The organism is Pseudomonas protegens CHA0 (assembly GCF_000397205.1).
In the GTDB taxonomy this organism is placed as follows: domain Bacteria; phylum Pseudomonadota; class Gammaproteobacteria; order Pseudomonadales; family Pseudomonadaceae; genus Aquipseudomonas; species Aquipseudomonas protegens.
This window is the reverse complement of sequence record NC_021237.1, coordinates 1,704,169-1,729,138: the sequence shown is the minus strand read 5'-3', so window position 1 is coordinate 1,729,138 and position 24,970 is coordinate 1,704,169. Positions and strand designations below refer to the sequence as shown.

Here is a 24,970-nt window from a genome sequence, read left to right as displayed (position 1 = left end):
GAGACTGAATGGGGCGTCCACGTTCACAGTCGACCGGGCAGCGCGTTATAGTCGCGCCATCACTCCCCATTCAATCGACCTGCCCCGGGCAGCTCGCCGTCACCGTTCGAGGAATTGCAGATGAAGTTCGAAGGCACCAGCGCATATGTCGCCACCGATGACCTGAAGCTGGCAGTCAATGCCGCCATCACCCTGGAGCGTCCGCTGCTGGTCAAGGGCGAACCCGGCACCGGCAAGACCATGCTTGCCGAGCAACTGGCCGAATCCTTCGGCGCCAAGCTGATCACCTGGCACATCAAGTCCACCACCAAGGCCCACCAGGGCCTGTACGAGTACGACGCGGTCAGCCGCCTGCGCGATTCGCAACTGGGCGTGGACAAGGTGCACGACATTCGCAACTACCTGAAGAAGGGCAAGCTGTGGGAGGCCTTCGAATCCGAGGAGCGGGTGATCCTGCTGATCGACGAGATCGACAAGGCCGACATCGAGTTCCCCAACGACCTGCTGCAGGAACTCGACAAGATGGAGTTCTACGTCTACGAGATCGACGAGACCATCAAGGCCAAGCAGCGGCCGATCATCATCATTACCTCCAACAACGAGAAAGAGCTGCCGGACGCCTTCCTGCGTCGCTGCTTCTTCCACTACATCGCCTTCCCCGACCGCACCACCCTGCAGAAGATCGTCGATGTGCACTACCCGGACATCAAGAAGGACCTGGTCAGCGAAGCCCTGGACGTGTTCTTCGATGTGCGCAAAGTGCCGGGCCTGAAGAAGAAGCCCTCGACCTCGGAACTGGTGGACTGGCTCAAGCTGCTGATGGCCGACAACATCGGCGAAGCGGTGCTGCGCGAGCGCGATCCGACCAAGGCCATCCCGCCCCTGGCCGGCGCCCTGGTGAAGAACGAGCAGGATGTGCAATTGCTCGAACGCCTGGCGTTCATGAGCCGTCGCGGTAGTCGTTAAGAGGCTGATGCCATGCTGCTCAACCTGTTCAATGAAATGCGCGCGGCCAAGGTGCCGGTGTCGGTGCGCGAGCTGCTGGACCTGATCAACGCGCTCAAGCAGCGCGTGACCTTCGCCGACATGGACGAGTTCTACTACCTCGCCCGGGCGATCCTGGTGAAGGACGAACGGCATTTCGACAAGTTCGACCGGGCCTTCGGCGCCTACTTCAACGGCCTGGAAAAACTCGACGACCACCTGCAGGCGCTGATCCCCGAGGATTGGCTGCGCAAGGAGTTCGAGCGCTCGCTGACGGATGAAGAGCGGGCGCAGATCCAGTCCCTGGGCGGCCTGGACAAGCTCATCGAAGAGTTCAAGAAACGCCTGGAAGAACAGAAGGAACGCCATGCCGGCGGCAACAAGTGGATCGGCACCGGCGGCACCAGCCCGTTCGGCTCCGGTGGCTTCAACCCGGAAGGCATCCGCGTCGGCGATGCCGGCAAGCGCCAGGGCAAGGCGGTGAAAGTCTGGGACCAGCGCGAGTACAAGAACCTCGACGACTCGGTGGAACTGGGCACCCGCAACATCAAGGTGGCCCTGCGCCGGCTGCGCAAGTTCGCGCGCCAGGGTGCGGCGGAGGAGCTGGACATCGACGGCACCATCGACCACACCGCCCGGGATGCCGGGCTGCTGAACATCCAGATGCGCCCGGAACGGCGCAACAGCATCAAGTTGCTGTTGCTGTTCGACATCGGCGGTTCCATGGATGCCCACGTGAAGATCTGCGAGGAACTGTTCTCGGCCTGCAAGACCGAGTTCAAGCACCTGGAGTACTACTACTTCCACAACTTCATCTATGAGTCGGTGTGGAAGAACAACATGCGCCGCGGCTCCGAGCGCACCTCGACCCAGGACCTGCTGCACAAGTACGGCGCCGACTACAAAGTGATCTTCGTCGGGGATGCCGCCATGGCGCCCTATGAAATCACCCAGGCCGGCGGCAGCGTGGAGCACTGGAACGAAGAAGCCGGCTACGTGTGGATGCAGCGCTTCATGGAGAAGTACAAGAAACTCATCTGGATCAACCCCTATCCCAAGGACACCTGGGGCTACACCGCTTCGACCAATATCGTTCGCGAGTTGATCGAAGACCAGATGTACCCCCTGACCCTGCGTGGCCTGGAAGAAGGCATGCGCTTCCTGTCCAAATAAACCCGTTCGCCAGCAAGCCGGCTCCTACAGGGCGATGTAGGAGCCGGCTTGCCGGCGAAGCTTTCAGCCCCTCACCCGAACCGGCGCAGGAACGCCACCTGCTGCCGATGCGCCGTCTCCTGTACCACCGGCGCCAGGCGCACTTCGCTGCCCGGCAGGCACTGCGCCAACCGCGCCAGTGATAGCGGCGTCAACGCTCCCAATCGCGGATAGCCGCCAATGGTCTGCCGGTCATTGAGCAGGATGATCGGCTGGCCGTCCGGCGGCACCTGGATCGCCCCCAGGGGAATGCCCTCGGAAATCATCGGCCGGCCCTGGTACTGCAAGACCGGCCCGAGCAAGCGCGCGCCCATGCGGTCGGCCCGGCTGTCCAGGCTCCAACTGCTATTGAAGGCATCGAACAGGCTCAAACCGCTGAACTGGCCGATCTGCGCCCCCAGGATCACCTCCAGCGGTGCAGCGGATTGCCAATCCGGCAGTTGCTCCGCCGACAGGCTCTTGAGCGCACCGCCAGTTCCCGAATAACTCAACATCCCACCCTCGCTCAGGGCGCGGCCATAACCATCGGGGCCACCCAGGGCTTCACGCAACACGCTGGCGCAACTGCCCAACACCTTGGGCGCGTCGAAACCGCCAGGGGCGGCCAGATAGGCCCGGGCCCCAGAAAATGGCTGGGTGAATCGCAGCCGCTGGCCCTTTTGCAGGATGAAACTGCGCCCCGGGGTCAAAGGCCGCTCATCCACATAGGCCCCAAGATCAGCCCCGGCCAAAGCCAGCAGGCAATAGTCCTCGGCCTGCAGGGTGAAACCGCCCAGGGTGATTTCCACCACCGGCGCATCCAGGGCATTGCCCAGCAGCCAGTTGGCCCAGGACATCGACACCCAGTCCAGCGCCCCGCCCTGGGTCACGCCCAGGTGGCGCACGCCAAAGCGCCCGGCATCCTGCAGCAGGCACAGCGGGGTGCTGGCCTCGATCGTCAGTCGGCTCATGCCGGCACCTCCAGTGGCGTGTCATTGCCCCCCAGGCGCAGGAACTCGGCCCGCTCCACTGGGGCAAAGCGCACCCGGTCCCCCGGTTGCATCAGGCTGTAGCCGTCGCGCTCGCGGTCGAACAACCGGCTCGGGGTGCGGCCGATCAGGTTCCAGCCCCCCGGCGATACCACCGGGTAAGCCGCGGTCTGCCGTTCGGCGATCCCCACACTGCCCGCCGCCACCCGCTTGCGCGGGGTGTTCAGCCGCGGCGCCGCGAGCGCCTCCTCCACCAGCCCCATGAAGGCAAACCCGGGAGCGAAGCCCAGGGCAAACACTTGATATTCACGCTGGCTGTGACGCTCGATCACCTCGGCCACCGACAGCCCGCTGCGCCGGGACAACAGCACCAGTTCCGGCCCGACACTGAGGTCGTACCACACCGGCAGCACGTGCTCGCGCCCGGCCTGGGTGGTGCCGGGCGCCAGGTCAGCCAAGGCGATCTCGATCCGCTGCCGGGCCTCGGACGGGCTCAGGGCCAGCAAATCGTAATGCACCATCAGCGTGGTATAGGACGGCACCAGGTCGACCAGAGACTCGCCGAAGGCCCGCCGCAGCCCTTCGGCGGCGGCCAGCATCCAGGGCATGTTGTCCTCGGCGATCACCTCGAACAGCCGCACCATCAGGCAGTCGATGGCGACTACTTCAACCTGTGGCTTCATAGGCCGGACTGCTGGTTCAGGGCCTCGCGAATGCGCTGCACCGCCGCCACCGAACTGGCGTTGTCGCCATGCACGCACAGTGTGTTGGCGTGCAGCAGCAAGGCGCTGCCGTCGCTGGCGGCCAGGGGCTCGCCGCGGGCGATGGTCAGGGCCTGCTGGAGGATGGTTTGCGCGTCATGGTGCACCGCCCCCGGCAACTGCCGCGACACCAGATGCCCGGCGTTGTCGTAGGCGCGATCGGCAAAGGCTTCGAACCACAGGGTCACGCCGTACTCATCGCCCAGGGCCTGGGCCGCGCTGTTGTCGCGGGTGGCCATGAGCATCAGCGGCAGTTGCGGGTCGTAGGCTGCCACGGCCTGGATCACCGCCCGCAGTTGCGCAGGCTTGGCCATCATGTCGTTGTACATCGCGCCATGGGGTTTGACGTACTCGACCCGGCCGCCCTGGGCTCGGCAGATGCCGTCCAGCGCACCGATCTGATAGTGCAGCAGGTCCTGGATTTCCTCGGGCGAGTAGCTCATGGAGCGGCGGCCAAAGCCGGCCAGGTCCTGGTACGCCGGATGGGCACCGATGCGCACGCCATTGGCCAGGGCCAGGGCCACGGTCTTGCGCATGATGCCCGGGTCACCGGCGTGGAAACCGCAGGCGATGTTGGCGCAGTCGATAAAGGGCATGACTTCGGCATCCAGGCCCAGGGTCCAGTTGCCAAAGCTTTCGCCGATGTCGCAATTCAATAACAGGCGGCTCATGGTCAGTGTTCCTGTGTTTTTTATAAGGGGTCAGCTGCGGGGCAGCGCTGGCAATGCCCCGCAGATTATCAGTTAGCGTGCCTCAAGTTCCTTGCCGCGGGTTTCCGGCAGGCTCAAGGCTGCCAGCACCACCACGCCGTAGGACACCGCGGCAAAGGTGCCGATGGCCGCGCCCAGCGGCACATGCTGGCTGAGCAGGCCGATCAGCAGGGGGAACAGCGCCGCCAGCGCCCGGCCGCTGTTGTAGCAGAAACCCTGGCCGGAACCGCGGATGCGGGTGGGGAACAGTTCGGTGAGGAACGCTCCCATGCCGCTGAAGATGCCCGAGGCGAAAAAGCCCAGGGGAAAGCCCAGCCAGAGCATCACCGCGTTGCTCACCGGCATTTGCGTATAGAGCAGGACGATGGTGAAAGAGCCGGCGGCGAACAGTACGAAGTTCTTCTTGCGCCCGAGAATATCGGTCAGGTAGGCGCTGATCACATAGCCCATGTAGGAGCCGAAGATCACCATGGCCAGGTAGCCGCCGGTGCTCAGCACGCTCAGGCCACGCTCGGTCTTGAGGAAGGTCGGCAGCCAGAAAGTGATGGCGTAGTAGCCGCCCTGGGCCCCCGCCGCCAACAGCGATGCACGCAGGGTGGTGCTGAGGATCCCCGGGGCGAAGATCTCGTAGAACCGGGCCGGGTTGCTGGGCTCTTCCCGGGCCCGGGTTTGGCGATAGACCTCAGGGTCCTTGACCAGGCGGCGGACGAAAATCACGAAGATCGCCGGCAGGATGCCCAGCAGGAACAGCCCGCGCCAGGCGTCTTCCGGCGGCAGCAGGGAGAACAGCAGCGCATATAGCAACGCCGTTATGCCCCAGCCCAGGGCCCAGCCGGACTGCACCATGCCCACCGCCTTGCCACGGTTCTTGGCACGGATCACCTCGCCGATCAGTACCGCCCCGGCGGTCCACTCGCCACCGAAGCCGAAGCCCATCAGGGTCCGGGCGATCAGCAACTGCTCGTAGTTCTGCGCCAGGCCACACAAAAAGGTAAAGAATGCGAACCACAGGACCGTGAGTTGCAACGTGCGCACCCGGCCAATGCGGTCGGAGAGGATCCCGGCGATCCAGCCCCCCAGGGCGGAGGCCAGCAAGGTACTGGTATGGATCAGCCCGGCTTCGGCGGAGGTGATGCCCCACAGTGCGATCAGGGTCGGGATCACGAAACTGAGCATCTGCGTGTCCATGCCATCCAGGCCATAACCGAGCTTGCAGCTCCAGAATGTCCGGCGCTCCTGCTGGTTGATGTCCCGGTACCAGTCAAACGGGCCGGCGCGGCGCGGGGCCTTGGCGGCCAGTGTTTCGGGCGCACTCATGGCGATCTCCAGGGTAATTTATTGGTGTTGTTCTGGGCCCCGACGACGCATATCGTGGGTTGGCGCATTCTTCGGCTCGAGCGCCAACTGCGTCCAACTAATAAAAACTGCCCTTATGCATAAGAAAAGTTGATCCCATGAACCTCAAGTTCCTCGAAACCTTCGTCTGGGTCGCGCGGCTGAAGAGCTTCAGCCACACCGCGGAAAAACTCTTTACCACCCAGGCGGCGATCTCCAGCCGCATCGCGGTGCTGGAGGGCGAACTGGGCGTGAAGCTGTTCCTGCGCGACTCCCGGGGCGTCAGCCTGACCCCGGAAGGCGTCAAGGTGCTGGAGCACGCCGAGCAGATGCTCGACACCCTGCAGGTGCTGAAACAGTCCATCCAAGCGCCGTCGAGCAAGGTCGGGCGGGTTCGCATCGGGGTCATGGATACGGTGATCCACACCTGGCTCAGCCCCCTGGTGGCAGAGATGATGGACCACTACCCGCAAGTGGAAATCGAGCTGGTGGCCGACACCTCACTGAACCTGTGCGACCAGCTGCAAAAAGGCTTTCTCGACCTGGTGCTGCAAACCGACCTGCTGCGCCAGGAAAGCATCCGCAGCCTGGAACTGGCCAGCTATCCCATGGGCTGGATCGCCGCCAGCAACTCGATCTACAACCGCGACTACGCCAACGTCGCCGAGCTGGCCCGGGAACGGATCGTCACCTACTCGAAGAACTCCCTGCCCCACCAGCAGGTGCTGAGCCTGATGCAGGCCAACGGCGTGCTGGCGCCGCGGCTCAACTGCGTCAACTCGGTGTCGGCCATCACCCGCCTGCTGCGGGACGGCTTCGGCATCGGCGCCCTGCCGCCGGTGCTGGTGCGCGAGGAACTGGCCCGGGGCGAACTGACCCTGCTGGCCATCGAACAGCGCCCGCCGAACCTGCAAGTGGTGGTGTCGTGGAGGGTGGGAGTGGAATTGGTGGAGGACATAGTCGAGCTGTGCCAGCGCGTGGTGCAGCGCTATGGGCAGAAGGTCGGCGCGGATTACCTGGTGCTCATGGAACCCCAGTGAACATCGCCATCGCCCCCCTCGTAGGAGCTGGCTTGCCAGCGACCCGCGCGCTGCGGTGTGTCAGGCACGCCGCTTTCGCCGGCAAGCCGGCTCCTACACAGAAAACAAAATCGATACGGCTCCCGTAGGAGCTGGCTTGCCAGCGAAGGCGATCTTCAGTCAGGCGCAAGCCACGCGGCCCCCTTCGCCGGCAGCCGGCTCCTACAGGGGATCAGAGGCCTTTGAGGTCGCGCTCTTCAATCGGGCGGCTCTGGCGCAGGCGCTTGCCGCCCAGCACTACCCAGTCGATCAGCCGGTACAGGCATTCCAGGCCGAAGGACAGCAGCAAGGCGCCACTGATACCCCAGATCATGGCTTCCGGGGTCAGCAGGATCTGGTAGCTGTAGCCGTCCCAGGTTTCCTTGCGGATTTCCGGGTCGGGGGCCAGGGCCACTTGCAGCAGGCGGATGTACCAGGGCCCCTGCATCGCCTGGTATTGCTTGTCCAGGGCCAGCTGGCGGCTGAGCAAGCCGCTCAGGCTCTCGGCATCGCTGCGAAACACCGGATCGTCGCTGGCCCGGTAATGGGCCACCAGGGCGTTCATGTCGCCCTTGAAGAACTGCTGCGCGGTGCCCTGGAAGCCCTGCAGGCTGTGCTGCGACTCGATCAGATGCGCCTCGACGCGCTTGGCGTAATCACTGATGAAACCCGGCACTTGCACACCGATCAACAGGCCGGCGGCGAACAGCACCAGCCGCAGATAACTGAGCAACATAGGGATGTCCTTATTCGGTCTGGCCATGGCTCACGCATTCACCGCGCCGCCACAGGCTCCACTGGCCCGGCTGGTAGCGGGTCCAGGTTTCGTTTTCGGTCAAGGGTTCAGTGGCGATCACCGTGACCACGTCGTTGGGCGTGGTTTCGGCCTGGAAGTCGACGATCACATCCACATCCTTCAGCCGCGCCGGGCCGAATGGGGCGCGCCGGGTGATCTGCGCCAGTTTGGTCGAGCAATAGCAGAACAGCCAGTCACCGTCGCTGAGCAGGCCGTTGAACACGCCCTTGCTGCGGTATTCGCTGCAGGCCTGGATCAGGATCGGCAGCAGTTCCTCGATTTCCACCGGCTCGGGAAAGGCGGCCCGCACCCGGTTCAGCAGGTCACAGAAAGCCGCTTCGCTGTCGGTATCGCCCACCGGGCGGTAGAAGCTGGCCTGGGGCTGGAAATCCGCCAACTGGCCATTGTGCGCAAAGCACCAGTTGCGGCCCCACAGCTCGCGGACAAAAGGATGAGTGTTGGCCAGGCAGACCTTACCGACGTTGGCCTGGCGGATATGGCCGATCACCACTTCGCTCTTGATCGGGTAACGCTGAACCAGGTTGGCCACTTCCGACTCGCTGCTGGCCGCCGGGTCCTGGAACAGGCGCAGGCCGCGGCCTTCATAGAAAGCGATGCCCCAGCCGTCGCGATGGGGGCCGGTGCGGCCGCCGCGCTGCATCAGCCCGGTAAAGCTGAAGACGATATCGGTCGGTACATTGGCGCTCATGCCCAACAACTCACACATGCTCGGACTCTCGCTTCAATGCCGGGGGCAGCGTTACAAACGCGGTTCGACCCGCGTATTCAGGGGGGTGCCGGCTGCAGGCTGGCGGCCGTAACGGTCATTGCCGGCGCCACCGAAGGGCTGGTCATCCTCCACTTCGGCAGCCTTGGCAGCAGCTTTCGCCGCTTCGTTGCGTTCCCGGCGCTCCCTGGCCGCGCGCTCGATGGGCCAGCGGATCAGCACGAACAGCAGGTAGACGCCAAAGGCGATCATGCCGTACATGAACAGGTCGGATACCGCACGCCAGGCGTTGTTGCCGACCTTGAAGGCTATATCCAATGCGGTGATGGCCACGGCCGGGGCAAATTTTTCCTTGACCGGGTCGATGATGGTCGGGCTGAACAGCAGCACCGCCACCAGCACTCGCAGCGGTTCGCGCAGCCAGCGCCACATCCAGCGGGTCAGGCGCATCCACACCAGCAGGCAGCCCAAGGCGGCGAAGGCATAGAGCCCCCAGGCGATCAGATAGTCGTTCTCGGTCATGGTGTCCATGGCAAGGCAGGCAAAGAGGCGCTTATGATAACGACTTTTGCCGTGTCAGGCTGCACCGCCGTCTGCCCAGCCCTCATTTGTCATCGCCCGAGAGCCACCCATGCCCTTAACCGCCAACGACAGCAGCGCCCCGATTGCCCACAAGGCCGAAGGCGCTGACCCGTATGCCTGGCTGCAGGAACGCGACACCGACGCGGTGCTCGATTACCTGAAGGCTGAAAACAGCTACCTGGACGCCCAGTTGGCGCATCAGGGGCCCCTGCGTGAAACGCTGTTCCAGGAGATCAAGGGGCGGATCCTCGAAACCGACCTGTCCCTGCCCTCGCCCTGGGGCCCGTACCTGTACTACACCCGCACCACCGCCGGCGACGAATACGCCCGCCACTACCGCTGCCCGCGCCCGGCGGACGACAGCCTGACGGTGGACGAAAGCCGCGAGCAACTGCTGCTGGACCCCAACGCCCTGGCCAATGGCGGCTTCTTCTCCCTCGGGGCCTTCAGCATCAGCCCCGACCACCAGCGCCTGGCCTACAGCCTCGACACCACTGGGGAGGAAATCTACACCCTGTTCGTCAAGGAGCTGGCCAGCGACAAAGTCAGCGAGCTGTCCTTCGACAACTGCGACGGCAGCATGACCTGGGCCAACGACAGCCTGACCCTGTTCTTCGGCGAGCTGGACGATACCCACCGCCCGCACAAGCTGTTGCGCTACCGGCTGGATGGCACCGCCGCCGAGGAAGTGTTCCACGAGCCGGACGGACGCTTCTTCCTGCATTGCTACCGTTCCAGCTCCGAACGCCAACTGCTGCTGTCCCTGGGCAGCAAGACCACCGGCGAGACCTGGGCCCTGGACGCCACGCAGCCCCAGCTGCCGTTCACTTGCCTGGCGCCGCGGGTCGAAGGCCATGAATACGATGTCGACCACGGCCTGCTGGACGGCCAATGGACCTGGTTCATCCGCAGCAACCGCGACGGCATCAACTTCGCCCTCTACCAGGCAGAAGACAACGGCGCGATCCCCGAGCAGGACGACTGGCAACTGCTGGTGCCGCACAACCCCGAAGTGATGCTCGACGGCGTGACCCTCAACGCCGGCGCCATGACCCTGAGCCTGCGCGAAGGCGGCCTGCCGATCATCGAAGTGCACCCCCGGGACCTGCCGGTATACCGCGTGCAACTGCCGGATGCGGCCTACAGCCTGCACGTGCAGAACAGCCTGGAGTTTTCCAGCGAGCGCATCCGCCTGCGCTACGAGGCCCTGAACCGCCCGGCCCAGGTGCGCCAGTTGCAACTGGCCGACGGCCAGCAGCAGGTGCTGAAGGAAACCCCAGTACTGGGCCCGTTCGACCCCGATGCCTACGTCAGCCAGCGCCTCTGGGCCACCGCCGCCGACGGCACCCAAGTGCCCATCAGCCTGGTGGTCAAGCGCGACTGCCTGGGCCAGCCGACGCCGCTGTACCTCTACGGCTACGGTGCCTACGGCGAAAGCCTCGACCCCTGGTTCTCCCACGCCCGCCTGAGCCTGCTCGATCGCGGCGTGGCCTTTGCCATTGCCCACGTGCGTGGCGGCGGCGAGCTGGGTGAGGCCTGGTACCGCGCCGGCAAGCAGGAACACAAGCAGAACACCTTCAGCGATTTCATCGCCTGCGCCGAACACCTGGTCGCCCAGGGCCTGACCAGCGCCCAGCAGTTGGCCATCAGCGGCGGCAGCGCCGGCGGCCTGCTGATCGGCGCGGTACTCAACCAGCGCCCCGAGCTGTTCAAGGTCGCTATCGCCGAAGTGCCCTTCGTCGATGTGCTCAACACCATGCTCGACCCGGAGCTGCCGCTGACCGTCACCGAATATGACGAATGGGGCAATCCCGAAGAACCCGAGGTCTACGCACGGATCAAGGCCTACGCGCCCTACGAGAACGTGCGCGCCCAGGCCTACCCTGCGCTCCTGGTGATCGCTGGCTACAACGACAGCCGCGTGCAGTACTGGGAAGCGGCCAAATGGGTGGCCAGGTTGCGGGCCACCAAGACCGACGGCAACCCGCTGCTGCTCAAGACCGAACTGGGGGCCGGCCATGGCGGCATGAGCGGGCGTTACCAGGGATTACGTGACGTAGCCCTCGAATACGCCTTTATCCTGAACATTCTGGGCCTGGCCTGAGGAACTCCCGGCGGCGTTCCTGTCTTAACCCAGAACGCCACCGGCAACCGCCGGACCGGGCCCGCGCCCGTGTAACAGACACAAGAAAAAGACCGTGACCCCATGTCCGAACCCACCTTACTGAACAACGAGATCCGCGACTGGCTGATGGACTGCGGCCTGTTCGACCAGTTGTTGCCCGCCGACTTCAACGCTGCGGCCGGCTACTTCAGCATCAGCAGCATCGCCGAGGGCGAAGCGATCTTTCATGAGGGCGATGCCGGCAGCTTCATGTGCATCATCCACAGCGGCCAGGTAGCTGTGCAAAAGCGCAACCACGACGGCCAGCCCCTGACCATCGCGACCCTGCGCAGCGGCCGGGCCTTTGGCGAAATGGCGGTGCTCGATGGCGAGCGACGTTCGGCTACCTGCGTGGCCGCCAGCCATTGCCAGTTGCTCAACCTGGGCAAGGACTCCCTGGAGAAGATGCTCAACGATGCGCCAAAGATCGCCGCCAAGATCATCCGCGCCCTGGCCGTGTCGCTGTCAAAGCGGCTGCGCATGGCCGACGGCCAGTTGCTCGCGCAGCAGATCTGAGCCCCGGGGTACCCTCGCCCGCTACATCCATCAACCCTGAACCTTGGGTTTGCTGTCGTTCTGCTCCAGCCCTGGCAGGGTCTGGTCCTTGGGCGGCTTGGGCATGTCGATCGGCGGCAGCAGGGGCGCGCTGCCACTGCTGCCGGCTTTCGGCGTGCTGGGCGGGGTGACTTGCGGATAAGGCGTAGGGGTCGCGGTACCCGGGGTGCCGAGGGTCGGCGCCGGGGTCACCACCGGGGCACTTTGCGGCTCGTCGGCCAAAGCCGGGCCGGCACCAAGCGCCAGGGCAGCGGTGAGGGCGAGCGCCGCTTGGGCAATCACCGTTAGAATAGTGCGCTTCATCAATGGCTCCATTGCTATTGTCTGGCGTCAGGCTACTCCCAACCGGGGCGTTTTGCCTTCCTCAATGAGATCTCCATGAAACGTTTCGTACTGCTGGACACTACTGCGATTCCTGAAAACGGCGGTGCCTTGTGCCTGTTCGAATACGGTGAGGATTTCGTCATCAAGATCCAGGGCGGCGACGGCGGCCAGTTGATGAACACACGCATGCACGGTTCCGAGGACGCCCTGGCGCAGATCCCTTGCAGCAAGGTCGCCGGGCGCCCGAACTCACGGGTGCTGATCGGCGGCCTGGGCATGGGCTTCACCCTGGCCGCGGCTCTCAAGCACCTGGGCAAGAGCGCCGAGGTGGTGGTCGCCGAGCTGGTGCCCGGGGTGGTGGAATGGAACCGTGGCCCGCTCGGCGAAAAGTCCGGCCGGCCGCTGCTGGACCCGCGCACGGTGATCCGCCTGGAAGACGTGGCCAAGGTCCTGCAGGCCGAGCCCCAGGGCTTCGACGCGATCATGCTCGACGTCGACAACGGCCCCGAAGGCCTGACCCAGAAAGCCAACAGCTGGCTCTACTCCAGCGCCGGCCTGGCCGCCTGCGCCCGGGCCCTGCGGCCCAAGGGCATTCTTGCGGTGTGGTCGGCCAGCGCCGACCGGCAGTTCTCCGAGCGCCTGCGCAAGGCCGGCTTCAAGGCCGAGGAAGTACAGGTCTTCGCCCATGGCAATCGCGGCACCCGGCACACCATCTGGATTGCCGAGAAGCTCAAGGCCTGAGCTAAACTTTGTCCATTACCGTCATTAGTCCTTCTACAAAGGTGAACCCATGAGTTCGTCCACTCCCCCGTCCAACACCGCCAAGCTGGACCGTATCCTTGCCGACGCCCAGCGCGACCGGGAAATGGGCTACCGCGACAAGGCGCTGAAAATGTACCCCCATGTCTGCGGCCGCTGCGCCCGGGAGTTCTCCGGCAAGCGCCTGAGCGAGTTGACCGTGCACCACCGCGATCACAACCACGACAACAACCCCCAGGACGGTTCCAACTGGGAACTCTTGTGCCTGTACTGCCACGATAACGAGCACTCGCGCTACACCGACCAGCAGTACTTCGGCGAAGGCTCCCTGAGCACCCCGAAAGTCGCCAAGGCGACCCACAACCCGTTCGCCGCCCTGGCCGGGTTGATGAAGAAAGACCCGGAGTAAGCACCAGCCGCCGGGCATATTGTGGCGAGCGAGCGTGCTCCCGTTCGGCGGCAAGGCAGCCGTAAACCCTGTGTCCCCGGCCGGCCTGCTATACCGCATTGGCCGGCGTCGGGAGCAAGCTCCCTCGCCACAACAAGCCACCGAGCCGTGGGCAATCCCCGTATAATCGCGCTCTTTTCCCCCAAGGCGCTTTGTTCGTGGCAAACAAAAGGTACAGTTGCATCGGTTTGTATAACCCCAAGTCACCGGAGAACGTCGGTTCGGTGATGCGCGCCGCCGGCTGCTATGGCGTCGCCTCGGTGTTCTACACCGGCAAGCGCTATGAGCGGGCCCGCGACTTCGTCACCGACACCAAGAAGGTCCACCAGGACATTCCGCTGATCGGCATCGACGACCTGAAGAAAATCCTCCCCCTGGGCTGCATACCGGTGGCCGTGGAACTGGTCGAGGGTGCCCGCCCACTGCCCGAATACACCCACCCGGATCGCGCCCTGTACATCTTCGGCCCGGAAGACGGCTCCCTCGACAAGGAAATCCGCGACTGGTGCGAGGACGTGGTCTACATCCCCACCACCGGTTGCATGAACCTGGCAGCGACAGTCAACGTGGTGCTCTACGATCGCCTGGCCAAGGGCAACAACACCCGCTCCGGTCCCAAGTTCTGAGCACACGCCGGTCATTGCCCGGGAACCTGTGACGCCTTCGTGCAGTCAGCCTTGTATCCCTTACCGCCCTTGGAGACAGATCATGAGCGAGCGCAAACAGCTGCAAACCATCGAGTCGACCCCGTTCCAGAGCCAGCCCACCCAGAATGTCCAGGGCTGGGAGCGCATCGGCTCGCTGGCCGGCGGCGTGGTGATGATGGGCAAGGGCCTGCGCCGTGGCGGCGTATTCGGCCTGATCCAGGTAGCCATCGGCGGCGTGGCCCTGGCCCGGGGCATCACCGGGCACAGCTCGGCGAAAAGCCTGCTGGAGAAAAGCCGCCAGGACATGAACAACGTGCGCAACAAGATCGAACGCGCTGCAGAAGAGCTGCGCAACCTGAAAGCCGATGCCGAAGCCGCCGGCCGCAACGCCAAGGCCGCCAGCAATGATGAAGTGAAGGTGCCCAAGGCCTGAGGCCGGGGCGTCCTCATGGACGCCTGGGCCCCAGCCGCGCCGGGTCAGCGCAGCAGGCTGGTGTCGAGGACCCTGGAGGGCTCGCCCAGCACGCTTTCACTGAGCTGGATGAATTCGGCGGTGCTGACGCTTTCCAGGCGCATCGCCGCTTGCAGGACATCGTCCAGGGAGCGCTTGTTGCGGGTCTTGAGGCGAATCTCCCGATCCAGCTCCTGCAATAGCAACACCGCCTTGGCCACTGTGGCGCTGTCCACCTGTTCGCCGCGCAGGCTGGTGACCTTGTGGCCGTCCCGGGCCAGGCGCTTCCCCAGCACCTGGTAACGTTCATCGCTGATGCCACCGGCACGGCGCAGCAGCTCGATGGCGTAGTACTGCGCCAGCCCTTCACTGATCCAGTCGCTGCGCTGGCTGTCGTTGATCCGTGCCAGAGATTGCACCAGCTCCCGCAGCAAGGGGCTGGCGCCGCTCTCGCTGACCAGCGGCAGGCGGCTGTGCAGGAACAGTGAATCGCGCCCGGCCAGGCTGCCGCGCCACATCGGATCGGCCGCGCCGACGATCAACAGCTTGCTCGGCTGGCGGGGAAACACCGCCTGCACCTGCGGCCAGACAAAGGTCAGCAGGGTCAGCACATCCATGCGCCGCATGCCCTGGCCCAGTGGCGAGACCACGCTGACGTCGGTTTCCCCCAGGCGCGTGCGGCGGCTGCCCAGGGTGCCGGCGAGCATCCAGCCGGCGGGACGGTCGAACAGCCGCGAGGGGTTGTCGATGCGAAAACGGTGCTTGCCGATCCGCGGCCAGGCGGTCTCGATGCTCTTCCAGCCGGCGGGCAGTTCGAAATCCAGGCGCGCCACCAGCTCGATGCCGTCCTGCTGGTCCAGGTGCGCCGGCGGCACCAGGGTTTCGCCGCGCAGCAGGGCCCAGTTGGCAGTACTGCGGCTGTCATAGCTGCCCTTCTTGATGCTGTGGTTCAGGCGTACCCGGTAGCTCAGGCTGGCCTTGCCGCTGGCCGGACGCCAGACCCCACGCTGACCGCCGGCACCGGCGGGGGCGGCCTGCCATTGGCCGTCGGCCTTGAAGTCGCTGTAGTCGCCGGTCGAGCCCAGATCGAAATCCAGGCTGCGCAGCGCCGCGCCGTCGGCCAGGGTCAGGCGCACTTCGGCCTGATCGCTCTGGGGCAGGAAGCGCACGTGATAATCCAGATCGACCTTCTTCGCCGCAAACGCCGATGCGCTCAATGCCAGCATCGCAGCGGCCAGCGCCAGCTTCGCCCCCACCCTCATACCCTCTCCTTGCTATTGAAACCTTGAAGCCGGCGCGGCGAACCCTCAGCCTGCGCGGAAAATCAGATGATCCTCCCAATCCTCTTCCGCCACGCTGCCTTCGGCGAGCATGCGGCCGGACTGGGAAATACGTTCGTGGTGCACCGCATCGCGGTCGCCGCACACCAGGTGGTGCCACAGGGGCAGGTCCTTGCCCTCGCTCACCAGGCGGTAGCCGCAGGTGGGGGGCAGCCACTTGAATTCGTCGGCCTTGCCCGGGGTCAGCTGGATGCAGTCGGGCACCGAGTCGCGGCGGTTGGGGTAATCGCTGCACTGGCAGGTCTTGAGGTCCAAAAGCTTGCAGGCGATGCGCGTGTAATAGACGCTGTTGTCGTCCTCGTCTTCAAGCTTTTGCAGGCAGCACAGACCGCAGCCATCGCACAACGACTCCCATTCGTCCTGGTCGAGTTGTTCGAGGGTTTTGCGTATCCAGAAAGGTTCGACTTTGGCGGCCATGGCTCAAGCATCAATATCCGAGGGTGAAAAGGCCGCCAGTCTAGTGCCGAAGAACCGGCGGGCCAAGCGCTGGCGACTGTCGGTAGGCCGGGACTTGTCAGCGGGCCATGGGCACAGTAGCTTTGCCCCTCGGACCGACCCGCGTCCGTGTGCCATTAACGCTTGACCGCGTTGCACCCGGCAAACCGCACGGGGTCAGGAATACCCCTTCGCTCAGCTCATCTGCGCTTGCCGGTTTATTCCACTCATCTCACATGCTGCCAGGAGTTTTTCCATGAGCGCCAACACTCGCGTTGCCGACTACGCCATCCACCCGCAGTTCACCCAGCGCTGGTCGCCCCGGGCCTTCACCGGCGAAAGCATCCCCGAAGAAACCCTGCTGAGCTTCTTCGAAGCCGCACGCTGGGCGCCTTCGGCCTACAACTCGCAGCCCTGGCGCTTCCTCTATGCCCGCCGCGACACGCCGAACTGGGAACGCTTCCTCGGCCTGCTCAACGAATTCAACCGTGGCTGGGCGCAACACGCTTCGGCCCTGGTGATCGTGATTTCCAAGACCACCTTCACCGTGCCCGGCGCCAGCGAGGAAACCCCGGCCCTGTGGCACACCTTCGACACCGGTTCGGCCTGGGGCCACCTGGCCCTGCAAGCCAGCCTCAGTGGCTGGCACACCCACGGCATGGCCGGTTTCGACCAGGAACTGACCCGCAAGGAACTGAAGATCCCCGAAGGCTATGCCGTGCACGCCGCCGTGGCCGTGGGCAAGCTGGGAGACAAGTCGACCCTGGCCGACTACCTCCAGGCCCGGGAAGAGCCAAGCCCGCGTCGCCCCCTGAGCGAAACCGTGGCCGAAGGCGATTTCAGCCTCTAAAGCCGCGATCGCCTCTGTAGGAGCGAGCTTGCTCGCGAAGCCCTGAAGGGCGCCGCGCTTGCCTGGCAAGCGCGGCTTTCGCGAGCAAGCTCGCTCCTGCGATCAGGTCCGTTTCAATAGCCCCGGGCGAAATCCACTTCGCCGCGCAGGGCCTGCCCAGCCTGATAAGCCCGCAGGTTGTCGACGAACAACTGCACCATCAATTCCGGCGAGGTCGGCGCCGAACTGTGGCCCGTCAGCAGCAAGCCCCAGGCGGTCCAGAACGGATGCCGTTGCGGCAAGGGCTCCTGGCGGCAGACATCGATCACCGCCCCCGCCAGATGCCCATCCTTGAGGGCCTGCACCAGGTCCGCATCGACCACCGCCACGCCCCGGCCAACATTGATGAACAACCCCGTGGGCTTGAACTGCTTGAACAGCGCCGCGTCGTACAGGTCGTGAGTGCTCGGGGTGTTGGGCAGCAGGTTGACCACGTAGTCCACCTCCCCCACCAGGCGCCCCAGGTCTTGCAGGCCGGCCACTTCGATAAAGGGCGCCTGCTCCCGGGGCTGGCTGGCGATGCCGTACAGCTTCACGCCAAACGGCAGGAGGAACTGCGCCACGCTCTGGCCGATGTCGCCGGTGCCGACGATCAGCACCTTGCGCCCCACCAGGCTCTGGCCCAGGCGGTTGTCCCACTTGCGCTCGACCTGGCTCACCAGGCGCGCCAGCACCTCGCGCTCATGGCCCAGGATGTAGGTCAGCACGTACTCGGCCATCACCTGGCCGAAGATGCCCACGGCCCGGGTCAGGCGGTAGTGCCGCGGCAGGCCGTCGGCCAGCAGCGGGGTAATGCCGGCCCAGGTGGATTGCAGCCACTGGGGCTGGTGCCCCTGGCGCAGCAGGGTGGCCAGCAGGTCCGGCTGCCCCAGCCAGACCGGACAATCCGCCGCCAACCGTGCCAGCTCGGCGGAGTCGCCACTGGTCAGCACTTCCAGCTCCGGGGCCGCCTGACGCAACAGGCGGGCATAAACAGCGTGATCGTGTTCGGCAATCAGAACGCGCATGGCTCAAACCTTAAAAAACGGTGCAGGCAGCCGCCGACGGAGAATCGCTCCATCGATCAAGGCGGCTGCCAGGTCAGTCAGTTGCACTTACAAGGAGGCCCGGGACCGGGCGCCTACAGGTCAGACCGGATCATTGCGACGCAGCAGCTCTTCGGGCAAGTGCTCGATGTACTCGTCTTCTGCCGGTGGCATCTGCAGGTGGTAGCCCTGCTTGTCGAGGTTTTCCAGCACCTGGTGGATGTCCTCGCGGGACAGCTTGCGCTCCGGGCTCAGCACCAGGTCGAAGGCATGTTGCGGCTTGCCGAAGGCCAGTAGCAGGTTTTCCGGCACGCGTTCCAGAGCCTCGCTTTTGAGCACGTAGAGGTACATCTCGTTCTTGCGCGGGCTTTTGTAGATGGAGCAGATACGTTTCAAGGCTGTTCTCCGGCGGTGGCCAGGCTGTCCAGCAGCGCCTGGCCCATCAATTCGCGGCGCCAGCCACGCAACGAATCAGGCAATTGGTAAGGCCCGTTGGGGAAGCCGCTCTTGAGCAGGCTCTCCAGGGTTTTCTTGCGCAGCATCACTTCCGGGGCGATCCCCAGGCGCTCGGCCTGGGCCTGGCCCACGGCCTTGAGGCGCTTGAGCAGGGCCGCGGCTTCGATCGGCAGGGGTTCGGGCACGGCCGGCGGCCATTGATCCGGGCCGACGCTGGCGGTGCGCTTGATCAGGTCGAGGAGGAACTCGCCGTCCTGGCGCACGGTACGCGGGTGCATGTCTTCGATCTTGGCCAGCGCCGACAGGTTGTCCGGCTGGGTCTTGGCCAAGGGCCACAGGGCATGCTCGCGCACGATACGGTTGCGCGGCAGGTTGCGGGCACGGGCCTCGCGCTCGCGCCAGGCACACAGTTCACGCAAGACCGCCAGCTGGGCGCGGGACAGTTTCCAGGCCAGCTTGGCTTCGCGGTAGACCTCGTAGGGGTCCACTTCGCGGCGCAGGTTGGCCACCAGCTCGGCGCCGTCTTCCAGCACCCAGCGGTACTTGTCCTCGGACAACCTGGGCCGCAGTTCGGTGAACACCTGGGCCAGGTGCACGGCGTCTTCGGCGGCGTAGCTGACCTGGGTTTCCGACAGCGGGCGCTGCAGCCAGTCGGAACGGGTCTCGCCCTTGGGCAGGTCGATGCCCAGGACTTCCTGCACCAGGCGCGAATAGCCCATGGAGAAACCCAGGTTCAGGTAGGCGGCCGCCAGTTGCGTGTCGAACAACGGCGCCGGCAGGCTGCCAGTCAGGCGCAGCAGGACTTCAAGGTCCTCGCTGCAGGCGTGCACCACCTTGACCACTGCCGGATTCTCCAGCAGGGCCGCCAGTGGCTGCCAGTTGTCGATGGTCAAAGGGTCAATCAGGTAGGCGCGCTGCCCATCGCCAATCTGCAACAGGGCGGCAATGGGATAGAAAGTGTCGACCCGCATGAATTCGGTGTCGAGGGCGACGAATGGCAACTGCTGCCACTGGGCGCAAAGCTGACCGAGGCTATCGTTGTCGCGAATCCAATGTATATCGATGGCCACACGGCTCTCCCTTGAAGAATGGCGCGCAGTATATATCGCCTCCGGCGATTTCCGAGCATTCACCCGACAAGAGCAAGTGAGAAACCATCTGCCGGAGGGCAAGAATAGTCCGAGACTCTGGGCTAACCCTGTTTTCTCAGCACATAGACCCGCGAAGGCGCCCAACCGGGCAGCAGGTCCCGATGGTCGAGCACTTCAAAACCGGCTTCGCGGAACTCCGCTTCCAGCTGCACCTTGCTGGCCAGCGGCAGCATGCCGGAGCTGGCAGAAGCGGGTCGGGCGATCTGCAACAGCGGTTCGATCCGCGTGGCCAGGATCACCGTGTCCCGGCTGACCCGGTAGAACTCGCGCAGCAGGGCCAGGCGATCCTCGCCCCGGGTCACGTGGGCAAAGAGTTGCATGCAGATGATGCAGTCCACCGCATTGGCCGACAGGCCGATATTGAACGCCGAGCTGTGAAAGGTCTTGACCCGCTTCAGCAGGCTGGCCGGGTGGTGGGTCTGGGCATGGTTCAACATGTCCTGGGAAGGGTCCGCCGCCAGAATCACCCGGTTGCCGTGCTCGCCCAGCACCGGCCAGTAGCGCCCGGCGCCACAGGCCACATCCAGGATCAGCCCCGGCTCGCCGGCTTCCTTCAGGGCGTGACGTACCAGGCGCGCCGTGCGCCAGACGGCCAGGCGTGCGCCGATCCCGGCTGGCCGGGGCTCGCGGCAGACGCGCGCGTGCTCCTGGTCGTAGCGCCGAGCGAACTCCAGTTCGATGGACGGTGGGGGATGGGACGACATGAACGGCGAACTCTTTTTGGAATCCAGGGGCCACAGGTTAACGTGCCATTCGTGAAAAAAAGGTCGAAAGCCCGCATCGCCTTCCGGCACCGGTACTTGCCTTGCCTGGCCGGCGGCTGGCGCCAATAATGCTCCGCCCCCCTGCCCCTCAAGGAACGATTCCATGCTCCCGCGCCTGCTGTTGTGTACCCTGCTGGGCCTCAGCGCCCCAGCCCTGAGCTTCGCCCAGGAGCCCTCCTCGCACCTGGACCAGGTGATCGAGCGCGGCCACCTGACGGTCTGCACCACCGGCGACTACAAGCCCTACAGCTACCTGCGCGACGACGGCCACTACGAAGGCATCGACATCAGCCTGGCCGAATCCCTGGCCGAGAGCCTCGGGGTGCGGGTGAAGTGGGTCAACACCACCTGGAAAGGCCTGATGGCGGACTTCCAGAGCCAACAGTGCGACATCGCCGTCGGCGGTATTTCGGTGTCACTGGAGCGGCAGAAAAAAGCCTTCTTCAGCCAGCCCCTGGGCATCGACGGCAAGATCCCCCTGGTGCGCTGCCAGGATCTCAAGCGCTACCAGACCCTGGAACAGATCAACCAGCCCGAGGTGCGCCTGATCGAGCCACCGGGCGGCACCAACGAAATCTTCGCCCGGGCCCACCTGCCCAAGGCCAGCCTGACCCTGTTCGCCGACAACGTGACGATCTTCGATCAGTTGCTGACCCACCGCGCCGACGTGATGATCACCGACGCCTCGGAGGCGCGCTTCCAGCAACGGCACAAGCCGGGGCTGTGCGCAGTCAACCCCGAGCGCTATCTGCAATACAGCGAGAAGGCCTTTCTCCTGCCCCGGGACGATGTGGCCTGGAAAAGCTACGTCGACCAATGGCTGCACCTGAGCAAGGCCACCGGCGCCTACGACCGGGTGGTCAATCAGTGGCTGGCCGCGCCCTCGTCCTGATCCAGCAGCAGCTGCCGGAAAGCCTGGCAGGCGGCGCTGCGATAGGCGCCCTTGCGCCCCAGCAGCACCACGCTGCGCGGCGCCGGTGGTGACTGCAAGGCCAGGGTGCGCAGCCCCGGCTGCTCCCGGGCAATGGAGCTGGGCAGGATGGTCGCCAGTTGCCCGCGCCGGACCATCTCGACAATCGCACTGACCGAATTGGCCTCGGCGGCGATCGGCGGGGCAATGCCCTGCTGCCGGCAATACAGGTCGATGTGCCGGCGGGTGGCGAAGTCGGCGCTGAGCAGCACCAGGGGCTGGCGGCCCAGGGCCTCGGCACTCAAGGGCAGGCGCTCGGGCTGCGGATACTGCGGGCCGACCATCAGGCTCAGGGTCTCGATGAACAGCGCCTGACTCTCGATCTCCGCCAGGTGCTCGCCGGCGAAGGCGATACCCAGGTCCAGGCGGTCTTCGGCCAGGGCCGCCTCCAGGCGGTCCTGGGTCATTTCCTCGATGCTCAGGCCGATTCCCGGGTGCTGCCGGTAAAAGCGGCTGAGCAAGGGCCCGGCCAGGTAGGCGGTAAAGGTCGGGGTCAGTGCCAGGCGCAGCGAGCCGCGGCTCAGGTCCTGCACATCGTGGATCGCCCGCCTGGCCGCCTCCAGGTCCTGCAGGGCGCGGCGGGCATAGGCGACATAGGCCTGGCCGGCATCGGTGAGGCGCACGCTGCGCCCGGAACGGTCGAACAGCGGCGCCCCCAGGCCCTCCTCCAACTGCTTGATCTGTTGCGACAGGGTCGGCTGGGACACATGCAGCGCCTCGGCAGCCCGGGTGAAGTTGCAATGCTCGGCCACGGCCAGCAGGTAACGGATGTGACGCAACAGCATGGGGAATTCCAACTATAGGCTGTACTTATGGAAAGCATAATAAGCCGGTCTTGGACGCTATAGCTGAAAACTTCCATCCTTGCCCCATCAGCGACGCAAGGAGAACCCCATGCAGAACATCATCGACGGCTTCCTCAAGTTCCAGCGCGAAGCCTTTCCCCAACGCAGTGAACTGTTCAAGCAACTGGCCAGCACCCAGAACCCCGGCACCCTGTTCGTCACCTGCTCCGACAGCCGGGTGGTGCCCGAACTGCTGACCCAGCAAGAGCCCGGCGACCTGTTCGTGATCCGCAACGCCGGCAACATCGTGCCCAGCTATGGCCCCGAGCCGGGCGGCGTATCGGCCACCGTGGAATACGCGGTGGCAGTGCTGGGGGTGAGCGACATCGTCATCTGCGGCCACTCCGACTGCGGCGCGATGACCGCCATTTCCACCTGCAAGTGCCTCGACCACCTGCCCGCCGTGGCCAACTGGCTGCGCCATGCCGAGTCGGCCAAGGTGATCAATGCCGCCCGCCAGCACGCCTCGCCCGCCGAGCACCTGGACGCCCTGGTGCGCGACAACGTGATCGCCCAACTGGCCAACCTCAAGACCCATCCTTCGGTGGCCCTGGCCCTGGAACAGGGCCGGCTCAACCTGCATGGCTGGGTCTATGACATCGAGAGCGGCGCCATCGTCACCCTCGACGGCAACACCCAGCGTTTCGTCTCCCTGGCCGAGTACCCGCACACCTGTGCCCTGGCCAGCCAAGCTTCCAGCGCTGCCTGAGCAGCCCCCGTTTCGTCACTCAAGAGGAGTCACCCCATGCTGCAATCCCAATTCGCCCAAGCTCCACGCCTGGCCCTGGCCGACACCATCATCGACGCCAAGGCGCGCAAGAACCTGTCGTGGCAGGACCTCACCGACGGCACCGGGCTGAGCCTGGCTTTCGTCACCGCCGCCCTGCTGGGCCAGCACGCCCTGCCGGCCACCGCCGCCGACCTGGTGTGCGACAAGCTGGGCCTGGACCAGGACGCCAGCCGCCTGCTGCAGAGCATTCCCCTGCGCGGCAGCATCGCCGGCGGCATCCCCACCGACCCGACCGTGTATCGCTTCTATGAAATGCTCCAAGTCTACGGTTCGACCCTCAAGGCCCTGGTCCACGAGCAGTTCGGCGACGGCATCATCAGCGCCATCAACTTCAAGCTGGACATCAAAAAGGTCGAAGATCCGGAAGGCGGTTCCCGCGCAGTGATCACCCTGGACGGCAAGTACCTGCCGACCAAGCCGTTCTGACCCCGGGTTGCAGGTTGCTCCAGCGGTAGGTGCCTGCCGGGCGTGCGTATCGTCCGGTTTGCGGCCCTGCGGCCCGGATCGCAGCCTGCGGCAGCGGCTACAGGTCCGCGGTGTTATTTAGTTTTTAAATAACACCGCGGACTTTCTGATTTGCCCCCACTCCAGACCGAGCCGCCTAATCGGGTCCTTGTTTGTTGAAGGTCCGACCATGGAAAACGTTCGTGCAACTTCCCGCCCCGCACTCTGGCTGATGGTCAGTGTGATTCTGGTGGCGCTCAATCTGCGTCCGTCGATGGCCGCCGTCGGCCCGCTGCTGTCGGGCATTCGCGGCGATATCCCCTTGAGCTTCAGCCTGGCTTCCCTGCTGACCATGCTGCCGGTCATGGCCATGGGCCTGGCGATGTTCTTCGGCATGGGCATCAGCCAGCGCCTGGGCGAGCACCGCACCGTGGTCCTGTCGCTACTGGTCATCGGCCTGGCCACGGTCTCGCGGCTGTTCATGGACTCGGCGGCCGAGCTGATTCTCAGCGCGGTGCTGGCCGGCATCGGCATCGCCCTGATCCAGGCACTGCTGCCGGCGCTGATCAAGTCGCGCTTTGCCGACAATGTCTCGTTGTTCATGGGCCTGTACGTCACCTCGATCATGGGCGGTGCAGCACTGGCCGCGTCCTTCTCCCCCCTGGTGATGAACCACAGTGGCAGTTGGCGCCTGGCCCTGGCGATCTGGGCCGCCCTGGCGCTGCTGGCCCTGGTGTTCTGGTACGCCCAGCGCGCGGCCCTGCCCAGGCTGCCGGGCAAAGGTGGAGCACGGGAGTCCTTTGCCGGTAATCGCCGGGCCTGGCTGCTGGCGGTGTTCTTCGGCCTCGGCACCGCTTCCTACACCTGCGTGCTGGCATGGCTGGCGCCCTACTACGTGGAGAACGGCTGGAGCGAGCAGAACGCGGGCCTGTTACTGGGCTTTCTCACCGCCATGGAAGTGATTTCCGGGCTGGTCACCCCGGCCATCGCCAACCGCAGCCAGGACCGGCGCCTGGTGCTGGTGGCCCTGCTGGTACTGATCATCGCCGGCTTCTGCGGCCTGATCCTCAGCCCCAAACACCTCAGCCTGCTGTGGCCGTGCCTGCTGGGCCTGGGAATTGGCGGGCTGTTTCCCATGAGCCTGATCGTCTCCCTGGACCACCTCAGCGACCCGCGCCGCGCCGGTGGCCTGACCGCTTTCGTGCAGGGCATCGGCTACCTGATTGCCGGGCTGTCGCCGTTGCTGGCGGGCATGATCCGCGACCAGCTGGGCAGCTTTGAATGGGCCTGGTGGTCACTGGCCGCGGTGATGCTGGTGATGATCCTCATGGTGCTGCGCTTCGATCCGAAACATTACCGCCAGCACATCCGCTGAGCCGG

Annotated in this window: 29 protein-coding genes; 14 read left to right on the top strand and 15 right to left on the bottom strand. The window is 65.0% G+C overall.

Annotated elements, in window-relative coordinates; genetic code table 11:
• The first annotated feature begins 120 nt into the window (after nt 1-120).
• Together PFLCHA0_RS07770 and PFLCHA0_RS07765 are read left to right on the top strand one after the other, a co-directional pair.
• Nucleotides 121-966: an AAA family ATPase gene (locus PFLCHA0_RS07770; protein ID WP_011059855.1), complete on the top strand. Its 846-nt coding sequence runs from the start codon at nt 121-123 to the stop codon at nt 964-966.
• A 12-nt stretch (nt 967-978) separates the two neighbouring features.
• Nucleotides 979-2,157, top strand: a complete 1,179-nt coding sequence (locus tag PFLCHA0_RS07765) for a vWA domain-containing protein (RefSeq protein WP_011059854.1) — start codon at nt 979-981, stop codon at nt 2,155-2,157.
• Between the two features lie 71 nt (nt 2,158-2,228).
• Here PFLCHA0_RS07765 and PFLCHA0_RS07760 read toward each other — a convergent pair whose 3' ends face one another.
• The 4 genes from PFLCHA0_RS07760 to PFLCHA0_RS07745 form a co-directional block, all read right to left on the bottom strand.
• On the bottom strand, nt 2,229-3,146 hold the full coding sequence (locus PFLCHA0_RS07760; RefSeq protein ID WP_015634557.1) for a 5-oxoprolinase subunit C family protein: 918 nt from the start codon (nt 3,144-3,146) through the stop codon (nt 2,229-2,231).
• Entirely contained in the window at nt 3,143-3,847 is a 705-nt protein-coding gene (gene pxpB / locus PFLCHA0_RS07755; protein ID WP_015634556.1) for a 5-oxoprolinase subunit PxpB, read from the bottom strand. The genes PFLCHA0_RS07760 and pxpB overlap by 4 nt, the downstream gene beginning before the upstream one ends.
• A complete protein-coding gene (locus tag PFLCHA0_RS07750; protein ID WP_015634555.1) occupies nt 3,844-4,596 on the bottom strand; it encodes a 5-oxoprolinase subunit PxpA in 753 nt (250 codons plus the stop codon). Before PFLCHA0_RS07750 ends, pxpB begins: the two co-directional genes overlap by 4 nt.
• A gap of 72 nt (nt 4,597-4,668) precedes the next feature.
• The gene (locus PFLCHA0_RS07745; protein ID WP_011059850.1) at nt 4,669-5,952 is read right to left on the bottom strand and encodes an MFS transporter; all 1,284 of its coding nucleotides are present in this window, start codon (nt 5,950-5,952) and stop codon (nt 4,669-4,671) included.
• Nucleotides 5,953-6,089: 137 nt separating this feature from the next.
• Here PFLCHA0_RS07745 and PFLCHA0_RS07740 point away from each other — a divergent pair, with 137 nt between their 5' ends.
• A complete protein-coding gene (locus tag PFLCHA0_RS07740; protein WP_015634554.1) occupies nt 6,090-7,010 on the top strand; it encodes a LysR family transcriptional regulator in 921 nt (306 codons plus the stop codon).
• A gap of 211 nt (nt 7,011-7,221) precedes the next feature.
• Here PFLCHA0_RS07740 and PFLCHA0_RS07735 read toward each other — a convergent pair whose 3' ends face one another.
• The 3 genes from PFLCHA0_RS07735 to PFLCHA0_RS07725 are packed head-to-tail and all read right to left on the bottom strand — an operon-like array spanning nt 7,222 to nt 9,082.
• Nucleotides 7,222-7,764, bottom strand: coding sequence for a DUF2937 family protein (locus PFLCHA0_RS07735; protein ID WP_011059848.1), 543 nt, complete (start codon nt 7,762-7,764; stop codon nt 7,222-7,224).
• Nucleotides 7,765-7,774: 10 nt separating this feature from the next.
• A complete protein-coding gene (locus tag PFLCHA0_RS07730) occupies nt 7,775-8,551 on the bottom strand; it encodes a class II glutamine amidotransferase (RefSeq protein ID WP_015634553.1) in 777 nt (258 codons plus the stop codon).
• Between the two features lie 33 nt (nt 8,552-8,584).
• On the bottom strand, nt 8,585-9,082 hold the full coding sequence (locus PFLCHA0_RS07725) for a hypothetical protein (RefSeq protein WP_011059846.1): 498 nt from the start codon (nt 9,080-9,082) through the stop codon (nt 8,585-8,587).
• Between the two features lie 100 nt (nt 9,083-9,182).
• On the opposite strand from PFLCHA0_RS07725, the gene PFLCHA0_RS07720 reads away from it, so the two are divergent.
• Together PFLCHA0_RS07720 and PFLCHA0_RS07715 are read left to right on the top strand one after the other, a co-directional pair.
• On the top strand, nt 9,183-11,237 hold the full coding sequence (locus tag PFLCHA0_RS07720; protein WP_015634552.1) for a S9 family peptidase: 2,055 nt from the start codon (nt 9,183-9,185) through the stop codon (nt 11,235-11,237).
• A gap of 102 nt (nt 11,238-11,339) precedes the next feature.
• Nucleotides 11,340-11,813: a cyclic nucleotide-binding domain-containing protein gene (locus PFLCHA0_RS07715; RefSeq protein ID WP_011059844.1), complete on the top strand. Its 474-nt coding sequence runs from the start codon at nt 11,340-11,342 to the stop codon at nt 11,811-11,813.
• A gap of 30 nt (nt 11,814-11,843) precedes the next feature.
• Here the strand turns inward: PFLCHA0_RS07715 and PFLCHA0_RS07710 are convergent, their stop codons facing one another.
• Entirely contained in the window at nt 11,844-12,155 is a 312-nt protein-coding gene (locus tag PFLCHA0_RS07710; protein ID WP_011059843.1) for a hypothetical protein, read from the bottom strand.
• Nucleotides 12,156-12,230: 75 nt separating this feature from the next.
• On the opposite strand from PFLCHA0_RS07710, the gene PFLCHA0_RS07705 reads away from it, so the two are divergent.
• The 4 genes from PFLCHA0_RS07705 (at nt 12,231) to PFLCHA0_RS07690 (ending at nt 14,463) form a co-directional block, all read left to right on the top strand.
• A complete protein-coding gene (locus PFLCHA0_RS07705; RefSeq protein WP_015634551.1) occupies nt 12,231-12,917 on the top strand; it encodes a spermidine synthase in 687 nt (228 codons plus the stop codon).
• Nucleotides 12,918-12,966: 49 nt separating this feature from the next.
• The gene (locus tag PFLCHA0_RS07700) at nt 12,967-13,344 is read left to right on the top strand and encodes a YajD family HNH nuclease (RefSeq protein WP_011059841.1); all 378 of its coding nucleotides are present in this window, start codon (nt 12,967-12,969) and stop codon (nt 13,342-13,344) included.
• A gap of 197 nt (nt 13,345-13,541) precedes the next feature.
• Entirely contained in the window at nt 13,542-14,009 is a 468-nt protein-coding gene (locus PFLCHA0_RS07695; RefSeq protein WP_011059840.1) for an RNA methyltransferase, read from the top strand.
• A gap of 82 nt (nt 14,010-14,091) precedes the next feature.
• The gene (locus tag PFLCHA0_RS07690) at nt 14,092-14,463 is read left to right on the top strand and encodes a YgaP family membrane protein (RefSeq protein WP_011059839.1); all 372 of its coding nucleotides are present in this window, start codon (nt 14,092-14,094) and stop codon (nt 14,461-14,463) included.
• A 44-nt stretch (nt 14,464-14,507) separates the two neighbouring features.
• Here PFLCHA0_RS07690 and PFLCHA0_RS07685 read toward each other — a convergent pair whose 3' ends face one another.
• The gene (locus PFLCHA0_RS07685; protein ID WP_015634550.1) at nt 14,508-15,743 is read right to left on the bottom strand and encodes a hypothetical protein; all 1,236 of its coding nucleotides are present in this window, start codon (nt 15,741-15,743) and stop codon (nt 14,508-14,510) included.
• A 45-nt stretch (nt 15,744-15,788) separates the two neighbouring features.
• Complete coding sequence (locus tag PFLCHA0_RS07680; RefSeq protein WP_015634549.1) at nt 15,789-16,238, bottom strand: YcgN family cysteine cluster protein; 450 nt, start codon at nt 16,236-16,238, stop codon at nt 15,789-15,791.
• Between the two features lie 274 nt (nt 16,239-16,512).
• Between PFLCHA0_RS07680 and PFLCHA0_RS07675 the strand changes: the two genes are divergently transcribed.
• Complete coding sequence (locus PFLCHA0_RS07675) at nt 16,513-17,106, top strand: nitroreductase family protein (protein WP_011059836.1); 594 nt, start codon at nt 16,513-16,515, stop codon at nt 17,104-17,106.
• Nucleotides 17,107-17,219: 113 nt separating this feature from the next.
• Here the strand turns inward: PFLCHA0_RS07675 and PFLCHA0_RS07670 are convergent, their stop codons facing one another.
• From PFLCHA0_RS07670 to PFLCHA0_RS07655, 4 genes are all read right to left on the bottom strand, one after another.
• Nucleotides 17,220-18,152 carry a D-2-hydroxyacid dehydrogenase gene (locus tag PFLCHA0_RS07670; protein WP_011059835.1) on the bottom strand — a complete coding sequence of 311 codons (933 nt, stop codon included), beginning with the start codon at nt 18,150-18,152 and terminating at the stop codon, nt 17,220-17,222.
• A gap of 120 nt (nt 18,153-18,272) precedes the next feature.
• Nucleotides 18,273-18,566 carry a YcgL domain-containing protein gene (locus tag PFLCHA0_RS07665; RefSeq protein WP_011059834.1) on the bottom strand — a complete coding sequence of 98 codons (294 nt, stop codon included), beginning with the start codon at nt 18,564-18,566 and terminating at the stop codon, nt 18,273-18,275.
• The gene (rnd, locus tag PFLCHA0_RS07660) at nt 18,563-19,696 is read right to left on the bottom strand and encodes a ribonuclease D (protein WP_011059833.1); all 1,134 of its coding nucleotides are present in this window, start codon (nt 19,694-19,696) and stop codon (nt 18,563-18,565) included. The genes PFLCHA0_RS07665 and rnd overlap by 4 nt, the downstream gene beginning before the upstream one ends.
• A 122-nt stretch (nt 19,697-19,818) precedes the next feature.
• Nucleotides 19,819-20,481 (bottom strand): class I SAM-dependent methyltransferase, encoded by a 663-nt coding sequence (locus PFLCHA0_RS07655; protein ID WP_011059832.1) that lies wholly within the window; start codon nt 20,479-20,481, stop codon nt 19,819-19,821.
• 163 nt (nt 20,482-20,644) lie between these two features.
• On the opposite strand from PFLCHA0_RS07655, the gene PFLCHA0_RS07650 reads away from it, so the two are divergent.
• Nucleotides 20,645-21,433 carry a transporter substrate-binding domain-containing protein gene (locus tag PFLCHA0_RS07650; protein WP_011059831.1) on the top strand — a complete coding sequence of 263 codons (789 nt, stop codon included), beginning with the start codon at nt 20,645-20,647 and terminating at the stop codon, nt 21,431-21,433.
• On the opposite strand, the gene cynR is transcribed toward PFLCHA0_RS07650, so the two are convergent.
• A complete protein-coding gene (cynR, locus tag PFLCHA0_RS07645) occupies nt 21,406-22,296 on the bottom strand; it encodes a transcriptional regulator CynR (RefSeq protein WP_011059830.1) in 891 nt (296 codons plus the stop codon). The genes PFLCHA0_RS07650 and cynR overlap by 28 nt on opposite strands.
• A 109-nt stretch (nt 22,297-22,405) precedes the next feature.
• Between cynR and PFLCHA0_RS07640 the strand changes: the two genes are divergently transcribed.
• From PFLCHA0_RS07640 to PFLCHA0_RS07630, 3 genes are all read left to right on the top strand, one after another.
• Entirely contained in the window at nt 22,406-23,065 is a 660-nt protein-coding gene (locus PFLCHA0_RS07640) for a carbonic anhydrase (RefSeq protein WP_015634546.1), read from the top strand.
• Nucleotides 23,066-23,101: 36 nt separating this feature from the next.
• A complete protein-coding gene (gene cynS, locus PFLCHA0_RS07635; RefSeq protein ID WP_011059828.1) occupies nt 23,102-23,572 on the top strand; it encodes a cyanase in 471 nt (156 codons plus the stop codon).
• 208 nt (nt 23,573-23,780) lie between these two features.
• Nucleotides 23,781-24,965 (top strand): cyanate transporter, encoded by a 1,185-nt coding sequence (locus PFLCHA0_RS07630; RefSeq protein ID WP_015634545.1) that lies wholly within the window; start codon nt 23,781-23,783, stop codon nt 24,963-24,965.
• Nucleotides 24,966-24,970 lie beyond the last annotated feature (5 nt).

Bases quoted from the DNA above. Each gene is read 5' to 3' on its own strand.
- PFLCHA0_RS07770 (WP_011059855.1), top strand. From the start codon at position 121: ATGAAGTTCGAAGGCACCAGCGCATATGTCGCCACCGATGACCTGAAG.
- PFLCHA0_RS07765 (WP_011059854.1), top strand. From the start codon at position 979: ATGCTGCTCAACCTGTTCAATGAAATGCGCGCGGCCAAGGTGCCGGTG.
- PFLCHA0_RS07760 (WP_015634557.1), bottom strand. From the start codon at position 3,146: ATGAGCCGACTGACGATCGAGGCCAGCACCCCGCTGTGCCTGCTGCAG.
- pxpB (WP_015634556.1), bottom strand. From the start codon at position 3,847: ATGAAGCCACAGGTTGAAGTAGTCGCCATCGACTGCCTGATGGTGCGG.
- PFLCHA0_RS07750 (WP_015634555.1), bottom strand. From the start codon at position 4,596: ATGAGCCGCCTGTTATTGAATTGCGACATCGGCGAAAGCTTTGGCAAC.
- PFLCHA0_RS07745 (WP_011059850.1), bottom strand. From the start codon at position 5,952: ATGAGTGCGCCCGAAACACTGGCCGCCAAGGCCCCGCGCCGCGCCGGC.
- PFLCHA0_RS07740 (WP_015634554.1), top strand. From the start codon at position 6,090: ATGAACCTCAAGTTCCTCGAAACCTTCGTCTGGGTCGCGCGGCTGAAG.
- PFLCHA0_RS07735 (WP_011059848.1), bottom strand. From the start codon at position 7,764: ATGTTGCTCAGTTATCTGCGGCTGGTGCTGTTCGCCGCCGGCCTGTTG.
- PFLCHA0_RS07730 (WP_015634553.1), bottom strand. From the start codon at position 8,551: ATGTGTGAGTTGTTGGGCATGAGCGCCAATGTACCGACCGATATCGTC.
- PFLCHA0_RS07725 (WP_011059846.1), bottom strand. From the start codon at position 9,082: ATGGACACCATGACCGAGAACGACTATCTGATCGCCTGGGGGCTCTAT.
- PFLCHA0_RS07720 (WP_015634552.1), top strand. From the start codon at position 9,183: ATGCCCTTAACCGCCAACGACAGCAGCGCCCCGATTGCCCACAAGGCC.
- PFLCHA0_RS07715 (WP_011059844.1), top strand. From the start codon at position 11,340: ATGTCCGAACCCACCTTACTGAACAACGAGATCCGCGACTGGCTGATG.
- PFLCHA0_RS07710 (WP_011059843.1), bottom strand. From the start codon at position 12,155: ATGAAGCGCACTATTCTAACGGTGATTGCCCAAGCGGCGCTCGCCCTC.
- PFLCHA0_RS07705 (WP_015634551.1), top strand. From the start codon at position 12,231: ATGAAACGTTTCGTACTGCTGGACACTACTGCGATTCCTGAAAACGGC.
- PFLCHA0_RS07700 (WP_011059841.1), top strand. From the start codon at position 12,967: ATGAGTTCGTCCACTCCCCCGTCCAACACCGCCAAGCTGGACCGTATC.
- PFLCHA0_RS07690 (WP_011059839.1), top strand. From the start codon at position 14,092: ATGAGCGAGCGCAAACAGCTGCAAACCATCGAGTCGACCCCGTTCCAG.
- PFLCHA0_RS07685 (WP_015634550.1), bottom strand. From the start codon at position 15,743: ATGAGGGTGGGGGCGAAGCTGGCGCTGGCCGCTGCGATGCTGGCATTG.
- PFLCHA0_RS07680 (WP_015634549.1), bottom strand. From the start codon at position 16,238: ATGGCCGCCAAAGTCGAACCTTTCTGGATACGCAAAACCCTCGAACAA.
- PFLCHA0_RS07675 (WP_011059836.1), top strand. From the start codon at position 16,513: ATGAGCGCCAACACTCGCGTTGCCGACTACGCCATCCACCCGCAGTTC.
- PFLCHA0_RS07670 (WP_011059835.1), bottom strand. From the start codon at position 18,152: ATGCGCGTTCTGATTGCCGAACACGATCACGCTGTTTATGCCCGCCTG.
- PFLCHA0_RS07655 (WP_011059832.1), bottom strand. From the start codon at position 20,481: ATGTCGTCCCATCCCCCACCGTCCATCGAACTGGAGTTCGCTCGGCGC.
- PFLCHA0_RS07650 (WP_011059831.1), top strand. From the start codon at position 20,645: ATGCTCCCGCGCCTGCTGTTGTGTACCCTGCTGGGCCTCAGCGCCCCA.
- cynR (WP_011059830.1), bottom strand. From the start codon at position 22,296: ATGCTGTTGCGTCACATCCGTTACCTGCTGGCCGTGGCCGAGCATTGC.
- PFLCHA0_RS07640 (WP_015634546.1), top strand. From the start codon at position 22,406: ATGCAGAACATCATCGACGGCTTCCTCAAGTTCCAGCGCGAAGCCTTT.
- cynS (WP_011059828.1), top strand. From the start codon at position 23,102: ATGCTGCAATCCCAATTCGCCCAAGCTCCACGCCTGGCCCTGGCCGAC.
- PFLCHA0_RS07630 (WP_015634545.1), top strand. From the start codon at position 23,781: ATGGAAAACGTTCGTGCAACTTCCCGCCCCGCACTCTGGCTGATGGTC.